The sequence below is a fragment of the Micromonospora sp. NPDC048907 genome (assembly GCF_055586885.1).
In genome coordinates this window covers 80,835-99,414 of record NZ_JBVJHI010000005.1, presented here as the reverse complement: position 1 = coordinate 99,414, position 18,580 = coordinate 80,835, and the positions used below count along the sequence as shown (strand labels likewise).

Here is an 18,580-nt window from a genome sequence, read left to right as displayed (position 1 = left end):
ATGGCCCCGGCTGATCTCCTTGCCGTGCCCACCCAGGCCGTCAGGAGGTGGGTTCAGGGCACCTGGGTGTGTCCCTGGGCTGCTCCCGGGTGCTCGGGGTCGACGAGGTCGGCGTACTCGGGGTTGTGGTCGATGAACGTGCGCACGACCGGGCACATGACGGTGACCCTCTTGCCTCGCCCACGCACGTCGTTCAAGACACGTCGGATCAGCTCGGTGGCGATGCCCTGTCCGCGGAATTCGGGGATCACCGAGGTGGCCAGCAGCACGAGTCGGTCGTTGCCGGCGTCGTCGTAGGGCAGCCCGGCCACCTCCCGGTCCCCGACGGTGGCGCCGTAGATGCCGAGTTTCTCGTCGTTGACGACGTGGAGGTCGAACGCGGGGATGTCATGGGCCGGCTCGGCGGTGTCGGTCATGGAAAGTTCGCGGTCGTTGGTGGTCATCAGATCACTCCCGGGTCGTGGCGGTAGTCGTGCTCGGCCAGGCGCATGTCGTCCAACGGGGAGGCGAAAGCCGTCGACGTACCCCTCGCTCCTGAATCGTCACGAGCGAACGCGGATGATCGTCTTTCCCGTGCTCCGCTCGGTCCGGTTGACGGCGGCGACGGCGTCGTCGAGGGCCGCGACGGTGCCGATGTTCGCCCGCAGCCGGCCATCCCTGATGCGCTGGACGACCTCACCCAGCTGCGCGCGATCGGCCTCGACAACGAAATCGACGGTCCGGCCGTCCGCCGGCCGCGCTTCGGGCGGGCCGGCAATGGTCACCAGCGTTCCTCCCGCTCGGACCAGGCCCGCGGAGCGCTTCTGGATGTCGCCACCGATCACGTCGAAGACGAGATCGGTGGCGACGACGTCCTCCAGGGCGTCGTTGTCGAGGTCGACGAACTCCTGTGCGCCGAAGTCGAGTGCGGTCTGCCGGTCGGCTGCCCGTCCGGTGCCGATGACGTAGGCGCCGGCCTCTGTGGCGAGCTGGGTCACCATCGAGCCGACTCCGCCTGCCGCACCATGGACGAGGACGCTCTGCCCCGCCTGAAAACGGCCGTGCACGAACAGTCCCTGCCACGCGGTCAGGCCTGAGATCGGCAGGCTCGCGCCCACGGTGAAGTCGACGTCGCCGGGCAGCGGCGCGAGGTTGCGTGCCTCGACGGCAACGTACTCCGCCAGGGTGCCGTCGCGGTTCCAGTCCGTGAGGCCGAACACCCGCTGTCCCACCGACAGTCCCGTCGTGCCATACCCGAGGGCGCTGACCACTCCGGCCAGCTCGTGCCCGGGGATCGACGGCGTCCGGTCCCGGCCAAGCCGATCGGTCCAGGTCGAGGGCCACGTCAGCTCACCCGGAGTGAATCCCGAGGCATGAACCTGAACAACGACGTCGTTCAACGCCGGTTTCGGCTCAGGCCGCTCCACCAGCGTCATCCCGGTCGCTCCCGCTGCCTGGTCCGTGACGACGATCGCTTTCATGGGAACTGTCTCCTCGGTCATGTGTTCGCTCTGCGGCAGCTGCGGCAGGCGGGGAAGGCCCGTTCGGCGTTTGACCCGAAGGGTCACCGGGACGCGGCCGGTCTGGACGGCGCCGGCTTGCCAGGGGCACCGATGGACACGCGCCTCGCTCACGAGGACGCGAAGGATCGTCTTGTCAGTCGGTGGCCGAACGTAGCCTCGCAAAAACTGGTCTGTCAAGTCCAGTTAGTGGGCCTGCGAGCTGCTAGAGTGGAGGTGGCTCAACGCAGCTCATGCGCTACGGCTGTGGCTTCCGGTCGACCCGCTCCGAGCATCACGCCCGGACTCTGTAGTCCAATGAGCGGAGGAGCAGGCAGGCCGCAACCGGCGCATAAGGTGCGTTCGCCTGATCGAATGCCGTACCTGTTCATCGAGTGACACCAACGACAAGTAGGGAGACGACGTGACCACCGAGAAGGCGATCCTCGCCGGCGGCTGCTTCTGGGGGATGGAGGAGTTGTTCCGCCGCCAGCCCGGCGTCGTTTCCACGCGCGTCGGTTACAGCGGCGGAGACGTCCCGAACGCCACCTACCGCAACCACGGAACCCACGCGGAGTCCATTGAGGTCGTCTACGACACCGAGAGGACCGACTTCCGCGCGCTGCTCGAGTTCTTCTTCCAGATCCACGACCCCTCGACGAAGAACCGCCAGGGCAACGACATCGGCACCAGCTACCGCTCGGCGATCTTCTACACCAGCGACGAGCAGAAGCGGGTCGCCGAGGACACGATCGCCGACGTCGACGCCTCGGGGCTGTGGCCCGGTATGGTCGTCACCGAGGTCACCCCGGCAGGCGACTTCTGGGAGGCTGAGCCCGAGCACCAGAACTACCTGCAGACCTACCCCGACGGTTACACCTGCCACTTCCCCCGCCCCGGGTGGAAGCTCCCGAAGCGGGCGACGGCCTGACCCCTCCGGCGCGCGGGCCGGAGCCGTGGCGTTGGCAGGGCACGGACCGAATGGTCCGGGAAACAGTCACCCGTCGATGATCTCGCGGATCCGGCACCCGTTCGACCGAGCTGGCCGAACATTGCGCTAGGCGAAGGCGGCCACGCCGCCGAGCGGACTCAACGGTCCCATTTTCCAGGGATTATCCGGCGCGCTGGATACACTTGGCCGATGAGCGACGAGCAGGTGGCCGCGCCGACGAGTCGGCGGAGGATCAGCCAACGGGGCCTCGCGACGCGAGAGCGGATCCTCGAGGCGGCCAACCGGCTGATGTTCGTCCGCGGAGTGAACGCGACGACCCTCGACGACATCCGCGAGGCGAGCCAGACCAGCAAGTCGCAGCTTTACCACCACTTCGCCGACAAGCAGGAGCTCGTGCGAGCGTTGGTCAGATATCGAGGTGAGCTGGTGCTTCAGCGCGAGCGCGGAGGGCTCGAACGGCTGAGATCTTTCTCGGGGCTGGTCCGGTGGCGCAACGCGTTGGTCCAGGCCAACTCGCTGAACAACGGCAGATACGGGTGCGGCCTAGGGTCCATGGCGGTCGAGCTGTCCGATCAAGATGAGCAGGCTCGATCGATGCTGCTGGAGACGTTCGCGGCGTGGGAGAAGCTGATCAGTGACGGTCTGCACCGGATGCGGGACAGCGGCGCCCTGCGCCAGGACGCCGACCCGGAGAAGCTGGCCACGGGATTGATGGCAGCTCTGCAGGGCGGCTATTTGTTGGCGAACGCCGCACACAACGTCGCGCCCATGGAGGTGGCGCTGGACATGGCGCTGGACCACATCAAGTCCTACCTCTCGGAGCCGTCCGGCGAGCCGACCCGCTGATCGAGCCCGTCCGCCACACGATGGCCGACGGCAGGTGCCGGTCCTCTCACCGCGGTGAGAAAGCCGCCATCGAGTTGCCCCCGCGTCGTTGGACCGCCTTGTGCCGCGACTGCGGATCACTGAGCATCGAATGTCCCTCACGGTGTCCGGGTTCAGGTCCGCCCAGTCCCGGGAGACTACGGCGATCGTCGCCCTGACTGGATCCTAGCCCTGTCGGACTGATGAGTCCAACGCCGGGAGCGGCGTTGATCGGTTCCGGAGGGGTGAACCCTGGCCATCACCGCCTCCCAACGCAGCTTGACACCGTCAGGCCGATGGTCGTCGAGGGCTGCGCGGCCGCGACTGCGAGCGATCAATTGGACTATCTAGTCCGGAAGTGGCTAGCCTGCTGAGGTACCCGGTCGCGGGGCGATACGCCTAGCCACAGCCGTCCGCACAGACGGCGGCTCGGCTGCTGCTGGATCCGCGTACCTGGACCGTCATCACCAGGATCTACAGGAAGGCGCGGCTGATGGAAACCAATCAGGATCGTGTCGTCGCATCCGCCCGAGCTGTCCTCCCGGCCACCGAACGCCGGCGCACGGACCTGACCACCGGCGGCTTCACGTTCGTCGCCGACGAGCCGCACAACGGCGCGCTCGGCGACGGTCCGACGCCGACGGAGTACCTGTTGATGGCGCTCGCGTCGTGCACCGCTCAGACACTCCGGCAGTACGTCGACTACAAGTACGACACCGCCGGTGACATCACCGTCGAGATCGACTACCACGAACCCGAGCAGGACGGCGCGGAGCGTTACCTGCAGCGCACGATCACGCTGAGCGAGGAGCCTGACGCCGACGATCTGAAGGTGATGCATGACATTGCCGAGAAGTCCCCGGTGACGCTGCTGATCCAGTTCGCATGGAGCGTGCGGACCGAGTTCGTCGGGCCGCGCTGATATCGGGCCCGCTCACTGATTGGCCCAGCAGCGCGGAAGGTGACGTGTGACCGAAACCAGGATGAGCGGCCGAACGGTCTGGAGGCCGAAACTCGCCGCACCGCTGCGAGCCTTTGTGCGGACCGAGTCCGGCAGCGCCGGCGTGCTCGTGGCCGCCATCGTCGCCGCACTGCTCTGGGCCAACATCGACCCCGGCTCCTACGACGCCGTCTGGCGCACCCCGCTGTCCCTGAGCCTCGGGCACCTCGAGCTCTCCCGCGACCTGCACACCTGGATCAACAGTGGCTTGATGACGCTGTTCTTCCTGGTCGTCGGCCTGGAGACACGGCGCGAGTTCGACCTCGGCGACCTACGCGACCGGCGACGTTTCGTGCTGCCCGCCGTGGCCGGCGTGATCGGCATGCTGATCCCGGTGCTGATCTTCCTGGCGATCAACCACGGCGGGCCGGGCGCGCACGGCTGGGGCGTGGCCATGTCGACCGACACCGCCCTCGCGCTGGGCCTGCTGGCACTTCTCGGCCGGGGTGTGCCCGACCGGGTCCGGATCTTCCTGCTCACCGTGTTCGTGGTCGACGACCTGATCGCACTCATCGTCATCGCCCTGGTCTACAGCGACGACATCAGGATGATGCCCCTCGTGGTCGCCGTAGCGGCGTTCGCGGTGATGCTGGCCATCCGCACGGCCGGCGTGGGACGTGGCTCGGCGTACGCGCCGGTCGCCGTCGTGATGTGGGGCGCGCTGCTGGTCAGCGGAGTCGACCCGGTGGTAGCCGGACTCGCCATCGGGTTGACCGCGTTCGCCTATTCTCCCGGCCGAGCCGAACTCGAGCAGGTCAGCGGGCTGTTCCGGTCGTTCCGTGAGCAGCCGACACCCACGCTCGCGCGTACGGCTTCGATCGGCCTCGCGAACACGCTGTCGCCCAACGACCGCCTTCGGCGCATCTACCACCCCTGGTCCAGCTACGTCATCGTGCCGCTGTTCGGCCTGGCCAACGCCGGCATCGGCATCGACGGCCCGTTCCTGGCCCGGGCGTTCACGTCGCCGGTCACCTGGGGGGTACTGCTCGGGTACGTCGTCGGCAAGCCGCTCGCCGTGATCGGCACCTCGGCCGGGCTCACCTGGATCACGCACGGTCGCATCCGGCCGGCGGTGGGCTGGGCGGGCGTGCTCGGCAGCGGCACGATCGCCGGTGTCAGCTTCACGGTGTCGCTGCTGATCGCGAGCCTGGCCTTCACCGGCGACCAACTGGCGGAGGTCAAGGTCGGGGTGCTCAGCGCCGCGATCGTAGCCTCGGCGCTGACCTGGACCGCGTTCCGCGTCACCAACATGTTGCCCAGGGACAGGCGCACCCGGGCGCTTTTCGGCGACATGACGGAGCTGACCGACCTCGTCCCGGACGTCGACGAGGAGCGGGACCACGTTCGCGGCCCAGCCGATGCGTCGGTGACGCTGGTGCAGTACGGCGACTTCCAGTGCCCGTACTGCGGGCAGGCCGAGCCAGCCGTCCGGCAGCTGCTGGGCGACTCCGACCTGCGATTCGTGTGGCGTCACCTGCCTCTGCCGGACGTGCACCCGCAAGCCCGGCTGGCAGCCGAGGCCGCCGAGGCAGCGGCGGCTCAGGGCAAGTTCTGGCAGATGCACGACCTGCTGCTCGACCATCAGGACAAGCTGAACCCCACTGATCTGAGCCAATACGCCGGTGACCTCGGTCTGGATCAGGAACGCTTCCGCGACGAGCTGACACGTCACGCCCACGCCGGCCGCATCGACCGCGACATCGACTCGGCCGACAACAGCGGAGTGTCCGGCACCCCGACGTTCTTCATCAACGGCCGCCGCCACTACGGCGCCTATGACATCACGACGTTGACCGCCGCCATCCGTACGGCGCGAGCGCGGGCCCGCCTCGGCCGCAGGGCACCGGCGACCCGCGCAGGGGCGGATTCCCTTGACTCGACGGCACGCCGGTAGGCCGTCAGACGGCCTCGGACTCGGCGACCGCGGCGGTTAGGCTGTGTGGATGCAGGAGGCGGTGTCCGGGAGTGACCTCGATGGCTGACGCGGACGATATCCGTCACCTGGCGCTGGCGCTGCCGCACGTCGTCGAGATCGACAGTGACGGCTTCGACTTCCGGGTCGCCAACAAAGGGTTCGCCTGGTCCTACCCCGAGCGCAGACCGGGTGCGGCGCGCCGCATCCGGACCGACATCGCGGTGCTGTACGTGGGCGACGAAGCGGAGAAGCAGGCGTTGCTCCTCGGCGAGCCCGAGGTCTTCTTCACCACGTCCGCGTACGACGGGTTGCCCCTCGTCATGTTGCGGCTGGCGCAGGTGAGCGTCGATCGTCTGAAGGAGCTCGTCACCGACGCGTGGCGCATGCGTGCCCCGGAATCGCTCGTCGGTGACCTCGACGACGGCAGCGGTGACCCGGCACCGCGATCGAGCGCCCACGCGGGACCAGACTGACCCGGGATGTGCCCACGAGCGCGACACCCTCAGCGGACAGAGGTCCGGCCGGGCTCAGAGCCAGGGTGGTGGGCCCTCGAAGGTGAGGGTGTGCACGTCGAACAGGACCGCCGCCTCCACGCCCAGCGCCGGCCCGCCCTGGCGGGCCGCCCAGGTCAGGAACGGCCCGGGTTCCGGTCCGGCGACACCGAGGCCCTGGGTGTATTCCGCGTGCGCGGCCAGCGAGGCGATGCCGCGCCGCAACGGTTCACCTGTCACATCCACCCCGTGGGTGGGGCGTTCGGCGCCGCCGAAGCAGACGTAGCGCACACCGCCCCAGGGCGGCAGCCCCTCGTCCACGAGTTCCGGGAAGATCCACCGGTTGCCCGCGTCGCGGGCGGCGTCCAGCGTCGCGAGTCCCACCGCCCGGTGGTCGGCCTGGTTGGTCATACCGCCCACCATGCGGACGGTGAACGCGCCCGAGACGATCACCTCGGGCCGGTGCCGGCGGATCGCCCGCACGATGTCGCGGCGCAGGTCCGGACCGTATTCGACGACGCCGTCGCGGTGGTCGAGGAACTCCACGACGTCCACGCCGACCTCGCGGGCCCCGGCGCGCTCCTCCTCCTCGCGCAACGGCGCCGCCTGGTCCGGGTGCACCGCGTCGATCCCCGCCTCGCCCCGGGTGGCCAGCAGGTAGGTGACCTGCTTGCCCTGCGCGGTCCAGCGGGCGATCGCCGAGGCCGCACCGTACTCGATGTCGTCGGGGTGTGCGGCCACCGCGAGACAGCGGTCCCAGTCCTCCGGCAGCGCCGGCAGAAGCTCGTCCACGGTCCAGACCGTAGCGGCATTTTCGTCCGTCCGGCACCGCCGTGTCGGCAACACTGACGTCCGCCGGGCCGGCGATACTGGCCGGGTGGACCCCAGCCGGCTCCACCCGCAGGCGCGGGCGGCGATGCGAGTCCAGCAGCGTGTCCCGCTCACCCGCGAGAACCTGCCGGCGGCACGGCTCAGCATGGTCCAGGCGACTCCCGCCGAGGTGGGCAGCGGCCCGGCGATCCGGTCCGTGCTGACCGTCGACGCCGGTGGCGTGCCCGCCCGGCTCTACCGCGACGGCGACGACGACGCGACGCCGGTGGTCCTCTACGCGCACGGCGGAGGCTGGGTGATGGGCAGTGTGGACACCCACGACGGGCTGTGCCGGCACATGGCGGCCACCTCCGGCTGGGCCGTGCTCTCCGTGGACTACCGGCTCGCGCCCGAGCATCCGTACCCGGCCCCGGTGGACGACATGGTGCGCGCGCTCACCTGGCTGCGCGGGCCCGAGGCGCCTCGGCACGGCCTCGATCCACGCCGGACTGCGGTGGCCGGCGACTCCTCGGGAGGGCACCTGGCGGCGGTGACCGCCCGGCGGGCCCGGGACGCCGGCATCCGGCTTGCGGGGCAGCTCCTCGTCTGCCCGGTCATCGACCCCGCGGCGGACTACCCGGCGCTGGACGAGTACGGCCTGGACCGGGAGGAGATGCGGTTCTTCTGGGACGCGTTCGCCCCACCCGGCGTGGACCGTACGCAGCCGGATCTGAACCCCATGCGGGCCGACCTCGCCGGCCTGCCGCCCGCCGTGGTCATCACCGCCGAGCTCGACCTGTTGTCCGCCGAGGGGGAACGGTACGCCGCCGGGCTGCTGGCGGCGGACGTTCCCGTCACCGCAGTCCGGTACCAGGGGCTGATCCACAATTTCCCGCGGAAGCTGGCGCTGTTCGACGGCGCCCATGTCGCCCTGGCCCAGTTGGCCGCCGTGCTGCACCGCTGGTCGGAGGGGCAAACAGGAGCACCACCGGACGGCGCCGCCCGGTGACGGCTGCCACTCGGATCAGCGCTTCCTCGGCGGCTTCTGACTTGTGCAGGTGCGCAAAGTCGTCCTTGTGTCAACGATGACATCGCGGTGAGGGTGAGCGAACCCCGTGCCGCAAGGAGTCGGCCGGGCGCTGGACACCTTGCAGGAGCACAGATGCGCAGACTCAAGGCACCACCGGCTCTCGCCATTCTGGCGGCGGCCGCCCTCCTCGGCGCCACTGCCCAGCCCGCGAACGCGGCGACCCGGTCGCCCACGGGTACGACGACGGCCGCGGAGGCGTCCGTTCCGGCCACCGTGGCGCCCGCTACGGACACCCCCGCGCTCGTGGACGACCTGGCCGACCCGGTCGACGCCACGATCGCACCGGACAAGGCAGCCAAGGCCCACCTCACGGGCCACAAGGACCGCTACAGGATGGCCGACCCGGCCGGCACGCTCACGACGGCGAGCGTCGACACGCAGGGTGCGCGGGAGACGGTCCGGCTGAACCAGAGGTACAAGGGCCTGCCCGTGTTCGGCGCCCAGTACGTGGTGCGGATGGAGAAGAAGGCCGGCAAGCGCACGGTCACCGGCACGTCGGGCAGCTACTTCACGGACCTCGACGTCGACACGACGAACGCTCCGATGCCCGCGGACGTAGCGATCTCCCGGGCGGTCGAGGACGTACGCAGGAGCCTGCACCCCGGCGCGGCCGTCGTGGCCGGCGCCCCGCGGCCCGGCACGAAGCCCGACGCGGCCCACGCCGACCTCAGCGGCACCGACCAGGGGCTCGTGGTCATGCCGACCGGCACCGGCGTGCTCGCGCGGCGGGTGCTCGTCCGGGGCAGGGACGTCGTCACGGGTCAGCCCGTGCTCCGTGACGTGTACGTGGGCGCGACGAACGGGGTGACCCTGCTCAGCGTCAGCCGGATCAAGCCGTTCGCCACCGCGCAGCAGGCCGCCGCCCTGGCCGCCGGCGGGACCGCCGTCGCGCCGCGAGCCGTGACCGAGCCGCCGGCGTCGGGCAACGGCACGACGCCGGTCGTCGGCGAGGGCCGGAGCCTGCACGGTGCCACCGTGCCGGTCCCGCTGGTCCGGACCGACGACGCGAACTCCTACCTCATGATCGACCAGACCCACACCCTCCCGGACGGCCGGACCGTGCCGATCACCACCTGGGACGCTCGGGGCCGGGACTACTACGAACTGCTCGACGGCCAGTTGCCGGAGGGCGTGGGGCCGTTCGCGTCGCCGTCGAGCACCCTCGGCGCGGACCTCACCGACGCCGGCGCCGTGGACGCGGCCTGGGACGCCGCGAAGGTGTTCGAGTGGTTCCAGGCGAAGCTCGGGCGCAACAGCCTGGACGACGACGGCATGCCGATCAACTCGATCGTCGGCATCACCTACGGCGGCTACCCGTTCGTCAACGCGTACTGGGACGGCACCCGCATGGTGTACGGCAGCGGCGACGACGAGTACCTGCCGCTGGCCGCCGACCCGGATGTGGTGGGTCACGAGATGACGCACGGTGTGGTGGAGAACTCCGCCAACCTCGTCTACGCAGGCCAGCCGGGCGCGCTCAACGAGGCGATCGCCGACTACTTCGGCAACGCCATCGACCTCGACGCGGCCGGCACGTCGATGTCCGACCCCGAGGCGAGCCTGATCGGCGGCGACCTCTGCCGCACCCTGGCGCCCACGAAGTGCGCCCTGCGCAACCTCGACGACGGCGCCACCACGGCGGACTTCCAGCACCTCATGGACACGCCGCAGATGGACGACGGCGGCGTGCACCTCAACTCGACGATCGTGTCCGGGGCGCTGTGGGACCTTCGTCAGACGTTCGGTGGCCCGGTCGCCGACCGGATCGTCTACCGGGCGCTGACCGACTACCTCACGCCCATGTCCGACTTCGTCGACGCCCGTGAGGCGGTGCTCGCCGCCGCCAAGTCCTCCGGCCTCGGCCAGAAGGACCTCAAGGTGGTGCGGGCCGCGTTCGACTCGCGCGGCATCACCGCGAAGTGGAAGGCGAACCTGTACGGCAAGAACACCGACGTCCTGGTCGACCGGCTCAACACCGGGCTGTACATCGACATGAAGGCGAGCATGGCCGGCGGCTGGTTCACCGTGCCGCGGTCCGACGCGAACCACACCCAGCCGCCGTCGATCTGGGTGGGCCGCACCGACGGCAAGGTCGCGCCGTACCGGATCTCCCCGAACGACGGGAACCCGCACAGCTTCCCGCACACCGACGGCAAGCGGGTCGTGTGGCTGTCGATCCAGGACAACCCCGACTCGCCGACGTGGGAGACCAACCGCATCCTGTCGGCGCCCGTCGGTGGCGGCGACGTCGAGGAGCTCTACAGCTCCCCGTACCGGATCGACGGCCTGGGCTTCGACGGCAGCGTCGTCGCGTGGAGCCAGTACGATCCGGAGCAGGGATACCTCGACGTCGTGCGCTACCTGAAGGGCAGCTCGCGGACCGTCCACACCCTCGCGCACCCCGACTGGCTCGGTAACGCGACGGCGCCGAGCGTCAAGAACGGGAAGATCTCCTACGTCCGGTACGAGGACTACGCGCAGCCCGACGCCAACGGCAACCGGTGGTCGCTGGGCGTCGAGGTGTACGACGTCGCGAAGGGAACGACGACCTTCGCCGGCGGTGACCCGGGCGCCGAGACGATGAGCTACCCCGAGGTGTCCGGCACGGGCGTCGCCTGGGTGATCAACCGGGACTTCGGCAGGTACGTCGACGGCACGTGGAGCCAGGGGACCTACCACGACTCGGTGCGGCTCTTCGACTTCGCCACCGGCACGAGCCACCTGCTCTTCGAGGAGAACTCCCCGCAGGCGAAGCGCGCCGACGTCCTCACGCTGTCCGACACCACGCTCACGATCACCGAGGAGGCCCCCGTGGACCTCTGGCTCGCGAACGGCGGCTACCCGGACAACTCGCTCAACCCCAAGCTCAAGCAGTACACGTTTAACGGCACGTACGTGGGCCCGGCGTCGTGCAGCCCGGGCGCGCAGATGTTCGCCACCGCGGGCGCCGGACGCGAGGTGATCTTCATGGACTCGTCGGCCGGCGGCTTCGGCCTGGCGTACGCGAAGGGAGCCAAGTCCTGCAAGTGAGCCCCGGCTAGGAGGCGCACCGCACGACGGCGCGCCGGGACGCCCCCGAGGCGGTTCCCGGCGCGCCGTCTCGCGTCGGAGGGGTGTGCGGGTCGGATCCCGGCAGCGGCGCCATCCTGTCCTCACCTATTCCTTCAGCCACCCCTGCTCCGCCGCCAGCAGCGCGATCTGGAACCGGGTCCGGGCGCCGAGCAGGGAACCCGCATCGCTGACATGCTTCTGCACGGTACGGCGGCTCACCTTGAGCACGCGGGCGATCGCCTCGTCCTTCATCCCGGTTGCCATCATGTGCAGGATCTCCAGCGTCCGCCGGTCCGGCCCCTCGGCTGCCGAACCGCCCTTCGGGGCCGGCCCATCGTGTCGGCTCGCCAGCGACACCGGTTCGGCGCGCTCCCACACGCTCTCGAACAGCGCCACCAGCGCCACCACCAGCGCGGGCGAGTGCACCACCAGTGAACCCGCCGCCGGGCGGTCCCCGCGCACCGGCAGCAGAGCCGCCGCCCGGTCGAACACCACCAACTTCACCGGAAGCCCGGACGCCAGCCGCAGTTCCCCGCCCTGACCCGTCCCGCGCAGCGCTGTCTCGAGCGACACGGCGTCGGTGAAGCCCTCCGTCTCGTACACCGACCGCATCCGCACCCCGGGAGCCACCCCCGACTCGCCGACGGGCGCCTGCGTGGCCGTCACATACGGCGGCTTGGCCAGGTGCAGTATCTCGACCGAGCTTCCCTTCAGCAGCTGGCCGTAGCGCACCGGCACCTCGTCCTCGCGCTCCAACACCTCCACCAGGTGCGCGGCGCGCGGCCCGGACACCGCCTCGTACACCTCGTGAAGCCGCTCCACGATGCCCTCGACGCGGGCCAGCTCGGCGCGCCGCCGGGCCAGCAGGGCGCTGAGCGACGGCCGTGGGGGACCGGCCGCCCAGCGCGGCTCCGTGCCGTCGATCTGCAGCGCCAGCGCCGACTCCGCAAGGTGCCGCAGTGCCCGTTCCGCCTCTACCGGGGACACCCCGACCGCCGCCGCCACCTCGGTGACGTCCGCCGACGGCACGCCCACCAGGTGCTCCAACACCCGCCCGGCCAGTGGATCCAGGCCGGTCACCGCCCACGGGCTGCCTGCGCTTCCGTCCATGTGTTCTGGCACTCCTGTGGTCTGCGCTCGTTCCGCTTCGGCGGACACCATCGGCGTGGTGGTCGGGCCGCCAGGGCGGCGTGGTTGTCGACGGGACTGCGGTGGCCCGGGCCGCTGCCCAGCCGGTGCAAGTTCTACCAGCCGTCATGCGACCGAGGACGCCCGTACAGGCGGCACACCCCGCATCGGCGCGCCGGCAGGCCGGCGAACGGAGGGCCTTCCTCGAGGAGCGGCTGTCGGTGTGCCGCACGCTACCGCTGCGGCCGGGAGCCCGAGACGGCGTCGAACTCCACGGCCCGCGGGCCGGGATCATCTGTCCGGGCGGGCAGGGCATTGTCACCGTGACCGTCGTGGCCAACTCACCTACCGGTCCGCCCGACCTGGCATCCTGGGGGGATGTGCAGGAACATTCGCGTGCTTCACAACTTCGAACCGCCGGTGACCGACGACGAGATCGAAGCCGCCGCCATCCAGTACGTGCGCAAGGTCAGCGGCACGACGCGGCCGTCCGCGGCGAATGAGGAGGCGTTCGGAGAAGCGGTCCGCGCGGTCACGGCAGCCACCCGGACCCTGCTGGACAGCCTCGTGACGAAGGCGCCTCCCCGCGACCGCGAGGTGGAGGCGGCAAAGGCCAAGGCGCGCGCCGCCGAACGGTACGGTGTGCGGGGGACAACGCCGGGCTGATGCGTCCGGTCGCACTGCCGTTCCGGCGTCGGCGTCTACCTTCCTCGCCGGGACCGGGCCGGCCTCGACCCTCGTTCTCGCCCGGCCACGAGCGACCGCGCCCGGATCGCCGCATGGTGCAGTCCGGGGCAGGGCCACCGTTCCTGCCGCCCGGGCTCGGGTCCATGCCGGCGGCTCACGGCAGGACGCCCGAGCAGTCCGGGTGAGTTCTGCGGTTCAGCGGAATGCCGATCGTGACCCGGCGAGCACGGCCGGCGCCCAGCCCTCCCGGGGGTGAGCCGTTCGGCGCGGCGGGACACGGGGTCGCCGAAGATGGCCGCCACCGGGCCGCGGTCGTGAACGGTGAGTGCGCCCGTGCGGTCGCCGGCAGCACAGGCGACCAGGAGCCAGGAGCCGAGGCATGTCCCGTCGGCACTGACGCCGACCTGACCGCCGCCGGCGCCGGCGAGGCCGGAGGGGCAGTGGACGCAGGGGGAGGGGAGCAGGGGACGGCGCGCGCGCCGAAGGGCCCAGGACAGCAGGATATGAGGACGCGTAGACATGATCTCTCTCTAGACCTGACGGAAGGCACGGGAGAAGAGCCGACGGCGACGTCGGCGACCGATGCGGTGAAGGTGTCAGGTCTACAGAGCAGGCGGGGTCACGCGGGGTGAAGTCCTCTCGTGGGTGGGCCGGAGAAGAAGGCCCACCGACACGGTAGGGCGGGACGGGTGGGCGAGGCCAGCCATTTCGGCCGGATGCCGAGCACCAGGGGACGGAGTCGGCCGGCGGGGAGTCGACCATGCGGCGGTCGCCCCAGCCCGGCCGCCCTCGGGGACGTGGGTCAGTCCCGCAGCGTGCGCACGGCGGTCGACGACACCGCGGCCAGTTCGGGCCGCGCAGGCAGAAACACCGTGGGGACGCCCAGCGACTGGTTCATCGCGGCGAGCTGGCACTCGGACTGAAGGTCCGTGGTGTTACGCACCCCGCGGACGATCACCCCTACGTCGTGCTGACGGCAGTAGGCCGAGGTCAACCCGCTCCACGCCGCAACGGTGACGGTGGTCCACTCGACCGGCAGGATGGCCCGAACGGCGGCCGCCCGCGCCTCCTCGTCGATGCCGGGCTGCTTGCTGCTGTTGACCGCGACGAGCACGACCACCTCGTCGAAGATGTCGCGTGCCCGTTCCACCACGTTCACGTGCCCGGGGGTGAAGGGATCGAAGGTGCCGGGGTAGACGGCTCGCACGCGTACGCGACCGGGAGTGCGTGCCGTCGACCGTGGCCCTGCCGGCGGTTCGGGTGTCACGGCCGCAGGACCCGCTGCGCATCCTCGATGACCTGCGCGGAGGCCAGTGGGGCCCAGGAGGCGAACAGCTCCCGGAAGTAGGTGCCGTGCCGGTCCGCCACCGCGGGATCGTGCTCGAAGACGTCCAGTTCGTTGACGATGCTCAGGTCCACCAGCGACCGGAGTCGAGCCGCGTCCGGCGTTCGCACCCGACCGACGAAGCGGTCGAACACCTGGCCGGTTTCTGCCAGCTTCCGCCAGCTGCGGTCACGGTCGCAGGCGTCGTACAGATAGACAAGCTCTTCGGCGTCGGCACCAACGAGTTCCCGTAGCACCGCACGATCGGCCCGATCGAGCAGGGCGAGGTCGAACCCGTCGGTGCCGTAGACGGCGTGGGTGAGGCCGGCGGCCTGCACGTCACTGCCGCAGCCGAGCACGGCGAGTCGCTCGCTGACCCGACAGAGATGGGCGTACAGGGTGCCCCCGGGATGGGTGATCTGCTCGGCTCCCTGCCGGCGGAGCCAGGCCCGCACACCGTCGTCGGTGCTCATGTCCCGACTGTAGGTGTCGGCTGCCGGATTCGCGGGCCCTGAGGCTGCGCAACATGTCACAGCTTCCGGCACGCGGCCCCGATGATCGGACCGGGTCGTCCACGGCCCGGCGTAGCGGTGGGGGATGCTGGGTCGGTGCACATCACGATCCTCGGCCCGCTCGCCGTCGACGGCCGGCCGGTCCGGGGCGACCGGCTCGCGACGGTGATCCGCGTGCTCGTCGACGCGCGGGGGCGGGCGGTGTCCACCGCGCTGCTGGTGGACGCCGTGTGGGGCGGCACGCCGCCCGACGACGCGACCGGCGCCGTCCAGGCGCTCGTGTCCCGGGTACGCCGGCTCGGACTGCCGGTGGTCGCGGGTCCGGGGGGATACCGCCTGCCCCTGGAGGAGGTCACCGTCGACGCCGTCGAGGCGCGGGCGCTCGCCGAGCGGGGACGTGCCGCACTCCGGACCGGTGACCTCCCGGCCACCCGCAGCTGGGCCGACCAGGCCCGGGCCCTGTTCCCCGAGGTCCCCGAGCTCGTCACCGCCGAGGAGACGCGCCTGTTCGCGGACGTCACCGCGCTCCGCGCGGAGGCGGCACTCGCCGGTGCGGGGCCGTTCGACGAGGCCGACCTGCGCCGGCTCGTCGCCCGCACGCCCCCGGACGAGCCGTCGGCCGCCCTGCTCGTGCGCGTGCTGGCCGCCCAGGGCCGGGACGCCGAGGCGCTGGAGGTGATCGACGGGCTTCGTGCCGAGCTGGCCGACCGGTACGGCACCGACCCGTCGTCCGTCGTCACACAGGTCCACCTGGCGCTGCTCCGTGGTGAACTCACCACCCCGGCTGTCGTGACGCCGCCCCGGCAGCCGGCGCGGACCGCCCTGCCCGCCGCGTGGCGCCGACCGGTCACCGCCCTCGTCGGTCGGGAGCGGGACGTCGAGACCGTGAGCGAGGCGCTCACCGAGGCGGCCCTGGTGACGATCGTGGCCACCGGCGGCGCCGGCAAGACCCGGCTGGCCGCCGAGGTGGCGCGCCGCGCGGCGGCGGCCGGGCGGACGGTCCGCGTGATCGAACTCGCCGGTCTGCGCGCACCCGACGAGGTGCTGCCCACGGTGCTCGCGGCGCTCGGCGGAGGGGACACCTCCACGACCGGAGGCAACCTGGGCCTCGAACGGAGGGTGCTCAGCCCCGAGGAACGGCTCCGCGCCGCGGCGCCCGACCTCGACGGGCTCGTGGTGCTGGACAACTGCGAGCACGTTCTCGACATGGTGGCCACCGTCGTCGCGGACCTGGTCGCGGTGACCTCGCCGGAGGTCACGGTGCTCGCGACGAGCCGGGCCCCCTTGGGCCTGGCCGGTGAGCGGGTCCACCGGCTGACCGCGTTGCCGGACGCCGACGCGCTCGGGCTGCTCGAATCCCGGGCGCGGGCCGGCGGCGCGGTGCCGACCTGGGACACCGCACGAGCGCTCGCGCTGTGTCACCGGCTCGACAACCTGCCGCTGGCGCTCGAACTGGCCGCCGCTCGACTGCGGCACATGCCGATCGACGACGTACTGGCCGGGCTGACCGACCGGTTCGCGCTGCTCGACGACGCGCTGCGGGGCCTGCCCGAGCGGCACGCGAGCCTGTGGGCGATGGTCGACTGGAGCCGGGAACTGCTCGCACCCGACGACCGCGCGCTGCTCCAGCGGGTCGCGGTCATCCCCGCGCCGTTCACCGCGGACCTCGCCGCCGCGGTCGCACAGAGCCCCGACGTACGGCGCGGCCTGGCGACGCTCGTCGAACAGTCCCTGCTGACCCTCGTCGAGGGAGACGGCCCGCCCCGCTACCGGATGCTCGAGACCGTCCGCGAGTACGGCGAAGCCCGCCTCGGCGCGGCCGGCGACCGCGATCGGGCCATGGCCGGCCTGGTCAGTTGGGCCCGGGAGCAGGCCGTCGTCCTCGCCGACCGGTTCATCGGGCCCGGCCAGATCGAGGCCCTCGCCCGCTGCGCCGCCGAGCAGGACAACCTGGTCGGGGCCCTGCGCTGGGCGTTCGGGTGCGACGACGAACCGGCCACCGTCGACATCGCCACCGCCCTGTTCCACCTCTGGTCGGTACGCGGCCTGCACCTCGAGGTCACCGGCTGGGCGCGGGGCCTGCTGCACGCCGAGGACCCGCACGGGCGGCGAGCATCGGCGATCCTGCGCGGCCGCGCCGCCGGCCGGCCCCTGCCCGACGCCGACCGGCTCGCCTGGACCTGCCTGCTGGTCGGCGTCAACGCCGGCATCAGCAACGAGCTCCGGCTCGCCGCGCTCGCCCGGCGGGCGCTACGGACGCTGCTGGCCGAGCGGCCCGCCGAGGTGTCGCCCCGGCCGACCGTGCTCGCGTCGGTGATCCCCATGTTCGACGCGTCCGACCTGGACCGGAGCATGAAGGGCGCCGCCGAGATGATCGCCCACCCGGACCCGTACGTGCAGGGACTCGGCCTGTTCGCCCGCGCCGCCATCCGGGAGAACGGCGGCATGCCCGAGGCGTCGATCGTCGACGCCGAGCAGGCGTACCGGCAGTTCGAGATCGCCGGGGACCACTGGGGCATGGCGATGGCGGCGGGCGCCGTCGGCCAGTTCTTCCTCCCCGGCGGTGACGCCCGCTCGGCCGACTGGCTGGCGCGCAGCGTCCACCACATGGAGCTGGTCGGCGCGACGCAGGACGCCCGCTCGATCCGGGTACGGCTGGACGTGCAACGTGCCCTCACCGGCGACCCGGAGGCGGAGCGGCGGCTGCACGAGACGGCGACCGCGGGCCAGGCCGAGGAGATGGACATCGCGCAGGCGCGCCTCGGGCTGGCCCACCTCGCCTGGCAGCGGGGGCGCTACGACGACGTGCTCGCCCACGTCGACGGGGTGACCCGGACCCTGGCCGGGTGGACCGGGCCGCCGCCGCAGCCGCGGGTGATCCTCCGGGTCGCGGCGGCGGTCCTGCACCTGCGGGTGGCCGAGGCGCGGCGGGCGTCGGGTGACGCCGCCGACGCCCACGCGGCCGCGTTGCTGCGGCTGGCCCGGGACGAGGCGCTGTCCTCGCGGGACCTGCCGGTGATCGGGGCGTTGGCGGTGGGCGGCGCCGAACTGGCGGCGTACCGGGGTGACGCCGGAGCCGCCCGTGAGCTGTCCGCGCTCGGGATCCGGATAGGCGCCCACGACATGACCTTCTTCCCACCCGGAGACGGCGAACGGCTCACCGCCGCCCTCGGTGACGAGGGGCAGCGTGAGCCGTTGCTGGCCGCGTGGCGGGCGCGACCCGTCGCCGCGACGACCGCCCGGATCCGCGAGCTGATGGACGACCTGATCGGCTGAAC

Annotated in this window: 15 protein-coding genes; 9 read left to right on the top strand and 6 right to left on the bottom strand. The window is 71.4% G+C overall.

Annotation, left to right across the window (positions count from 1 at the left end; translation table 11 throughout):
* Nucleotides 1-53 precede the first annotated feature (53 nt).
* Together ACZ6PY_RS18610 and ACZ6PY_RS18605 are read right to left on the bottom strand one after the other, a co-directional pair.
* Nucleotides 54-443 (bottom strand): GNAT family N-acetyltransferase, encoded by a 390-nt coding sequence (locus ACZ6PY_RS18610; protein ID WP_466073745.1) that lies wholly within the window; start codon nucleotides 441-443, stop codon nucleotides 54-56.
* A gap of 99 nt (nucleotides 444-542) precedes the next feature.
* Nucleotides 543-1,460 (bottom strand): NADP-dependent oxidoreductase, encoded by a 918-nt coding sequence (locus ACZ6PY_RS18605; protein WP_466073743.1) that lies wholly within the window; start codon nucleotides 1,458-1,460, stop codon nucleotides 543-545.
* A 442-nt stretch (nucleotides 1,461-1,902) separates the two neighbouring features.
* On the opposite strand from ACZ6PY_RS18605, the gene msrA reads away from it, so the two are divergent.
* The 5 genes from msrA to ACZ6PY_RS18580 all read left to right on the top strand — a co-directional run bounded on the left by msrA (nucleotide 1,903) and on the right by ACZ6PY_RS18580 (nucleotide 6,682).
* Nucleotides 1,903-2,409 carry a peptide-methionine (S)-S-oxide reductase MsrA gene (gene msrA, locus ACZ6PY_RS18600; protein ID WP_466073742.1) on the top strand — a complete coding sequence of 169 codons (507 nt, stop codon included), beginning with the start codon at nucleotides 1,903-1,905 and terminating at the stop codon, nucleotides 2,407-2,409.
* 210 nt (nucleotides 2,410-2,619) lie between these two features.
* Nucleotides 2,620-3,276, top strand: coding sequence for a TetR/AcrR family transcriptional regulator (locus tag ACZ6PY_RS18595; RefSeq protein ID WP_466073741.1), 657 nt, complete (start codon nucleotides 2,620-2,622; stop codon nucleotides 3,274-3,276).
* 511 nt (nucleotides 3,277-3,787) lie between these two features.
* Complete coding sequence (locus ACZ6PY_RS18590) at nucleotides 3,788-4,216, top strand: OsmC family protein (RefSeq protein WP_466073739.1); 429 nt, start codon at nucleotides 3,788-3,790, stop codon at nucleotides 4,214-4,216.
* Nucleotides 4,217-4,277: 61 nt separating this feature from the next.
* The gene (nhaA, locus tag ACZ6PY_RS18585) at nucleotides 4,278-6,188 is read left to right on the top strand and encodes a Na+/H+ antiporter NhaA (RefSeq protein WP_466073737.1); all 1,911 of its coding nucleotides are present in this window, start codon (nucleotides 4,278-4,280) and stop codon (nucleotides 6,186-6,188) included.
* An 80-nt stretch (nucleotides 6,189-6,268) separates the two neighbouring features.
* Nucleotides 6,269-6,682, top strand: coding sequence for an MmcQ/YjbR family DNA-binding protein (locus ACZ6PY_RS18580; RefSeq protein WP_466073735.1), 414 nt, complete (start codon nucleotides 6,269-6,271; stop codon nucleotides 6,680-6,682).
* 54 nt (nucleotides 6,683-6,736) lie between these two features.
* On the opposite strand, the gene ACZ6PY_RS18575 is transcribed toward ACZ6PY_RS18580, so the two are convergent.
* Nucleotides 6,737-7,492 carry a PIG-L deacetylase family protein gene (locus tag ACZ6PY_RS18575; protein ID WP_466073733.1) on the bottom strand — a complete coding sequence of 252 codons (756 nt, stop codon included), beginning with the start codon at nucleotides 7,490-7,492 and terminating at the stop codon, nucleotides 6,737-6,739.
* An 85-nt stretch (nucleotides 7,493-7,577) separates the two neighbouring features.
* On the opposite strand from ACZ6PY_RS18575, the gene ACZ6PY_RS18570 reads away from it, so the two are divergent.
* Together ACZ6PY_RS18570 and ACZ6PY_RS18565 are read left to right on the top strand one after the other, a co-directional pair.
* Nucleotides 7,578-8,519, top strand: a complete 942-nt coding sequence (locus ACZ6PY_RS18570; RefSeq protein WP_466073731.1) for an alpha/beta hydrolase — start codon at nucleotides 7,578-7,580, stop codon at nucleotides 8,517-8,519.
* 153 nt (nucleotides 8,520-8,672) lie between these two features.
* Nucleotides 8,673-11,630: a M4 family metallopeptidase gene (locus tag ACZ6PY_RS18565; RefSeq protein WP_466073729.1), complete on the top strand. Its 2,958-nt coding sequence runs from the start codon at nucleotides 8,673-8,675 to the stop codon at nucleotides 11,628-11,630.
* A 126-nt stretch (nucleotides 11,631-11,756) separates the two neighbouring features.
* On the opposite strand, the gene ACZ6PY_RS18560 is transcribed toward ACZ6PY_RS18565, so the two are convergent.
* On the bottom strand, nucleotides 11,757-12,761 hold the full coding sequence (locus tag ACZ6PY_RS18560) for a helix-turn-helix transcriptional regulator (protein WP_466073727.1): 1,005 nt from the start codon (nucleotides 12,759-12,761) through the stop codon (nucleotides 11,757-11,759).
* 396 nt (nucleotides 12,762-13,157) lie between these two features.
* Between ACZ6PY_RS18560 and ACZ6PY_RS18555 the strand changes: the two genes are divergently transcribed.
* Nucleotides 13,158-13,445, top strand: coding sequence for a DUF2277 domain-containing protein (locus ACZ6PY_RS18555; protein ID WP_466073725.1), 288 nt, complete (start codon nucleotides 13,158-13,160; stop codon nucleotides 13,443-13,445).
* Between the two features lie 823 nt (nucleotides 13,446-14,268).
* On the opposite strand, the gene coaD is transcribed toward ACZ6PY_RS18555, so the two are convergent.
* Together coaD and ACZ6PY_RS18545 are read right to left on the bottom strand one after the other, a co-directional pair.
* Nucleotides 14,269-14,673 carry a pantetheine-phosphate adenylyltransferase gene (gene coaD, locus ACZ6PY_RS18550; RefSeq protein ID WP_466073723.1) on the bottom strand — a complete coding sequence of 135 codons (405 nt, stop codon included), beginning with the start codon at nucleotides 14,671-14,673 and terminating at the stop codon, nucleotides 14,269-14,271.
* A 56-nt stretch (nucleotides 14,674-14,729) separates the two neighbouring features.
* Nucleotides 14,730-15,263, bottom strand: a complete 534-nt coding sequence (locus ACZ6PY_RS18545; RefSeq protein ID WP_466073721.1) for a DUF6817 domain-containing protein — start codon at nucleotides 15,261-15,263, stop codon at nucleotides 14,730-14,732.
* 135 nt (nucleotides 15,264-15,398) lie between these two features.
* Here ACZ6PY_RS18545 and ACZ6PY_RS18540 point away from each other — a divergent pair, with 135 nt between their 5' ends.
* On the top strand, nucleotides 15,399-18,578 hold the full coding sequence (locus ACZ6PY_RS18540; protein ID WP_466073719.1) for a winged helix-turn-helix domain-containing protein: 3,180 nt from the start codon (nucleotides 15,399-15,401) through the stop codon (nucleotides 18,576-18,578).
* Nucleotides 18,579-18,580: the final 2 nt, after the last annotated feature.

Excerpts from the sequence above, each read along its gene's own strand:
- ACZ6PY_RS18610 (WP_466073745.1), bottom strand. The coding sequence starts at position 443 with ATGACCACCAACGACCGCGAACTTTCCATGACCGACACCGCCGAGCCG.
- ACZ6PY_RS18605 (WP_466073743.1), bottom strand. The coding sequence starts at position 1,460 with ATGAAAGCGATCGTCGTCACGGACCAGGCAGCGGGAGCGACCGGGATG.
- ACZ6PY_RS18595 (WP_466073741.1), top strand. The coding sequence starts at position 2,620 with ATGAGCGACGAGCAGGTGGCCGCGCCGACGAGTCGGCGGAGGATCAGC.
- ACZ6PY_RS18590 (WP_466073739.1), top strand. The coding sequence starts at position 3,788 with ATGGAAACCAATCAGGATCGTGTCGTCGCATCCGCCCGAGCTGTCCTC.
- nhaA (WP_466073737.1), top strand. The coding sequence starts at position 4,278 with ATGAGCGGCCGAACGGTCTGGAGGCCGAAACTCGCCGCACCGCTGCGA.
- ACZ6PY_RS18580 (WP_466073735.1), top strand. The coding sequence starts at position 6,269 with ATGGCTGACGCGGACGATATCCGTCACCTGGCGCTGGCGCTGCCGCAC.
- ACZ6PY_RS18565 (WP_466073729.1), top strand. The coding sequence starts at position 8,673 with ATGCGCAGACTCAAGGCACCACCGGCTCTCGCCATTCTGGCGGCGGCC.
- ACZ6PY_RS18560 (WP_466073727.1), bottom strand. The coding sequence starts at position 12,761 with ATGGACGGAAGCGCAGGCAGCCCGTGGGCGGTGACCGGCCTGGATCCA.
- ACZ6PY_RS18555 (WP_466073725.1), top strand. The coding sequence starts at position 13,158 with ATGTGCAGGAACATTCGCGTGCTTCACAACTTCGAACCGCCGGTGACC.
- ACZ6PY_RS18545 (WP_466073721.1), bottom strand. The coding sequence starts at position 15,263 with ATGAGCACCGACGACGGTGTGCGGGCCTGGCTCCGCCGGCAGGGAGCC.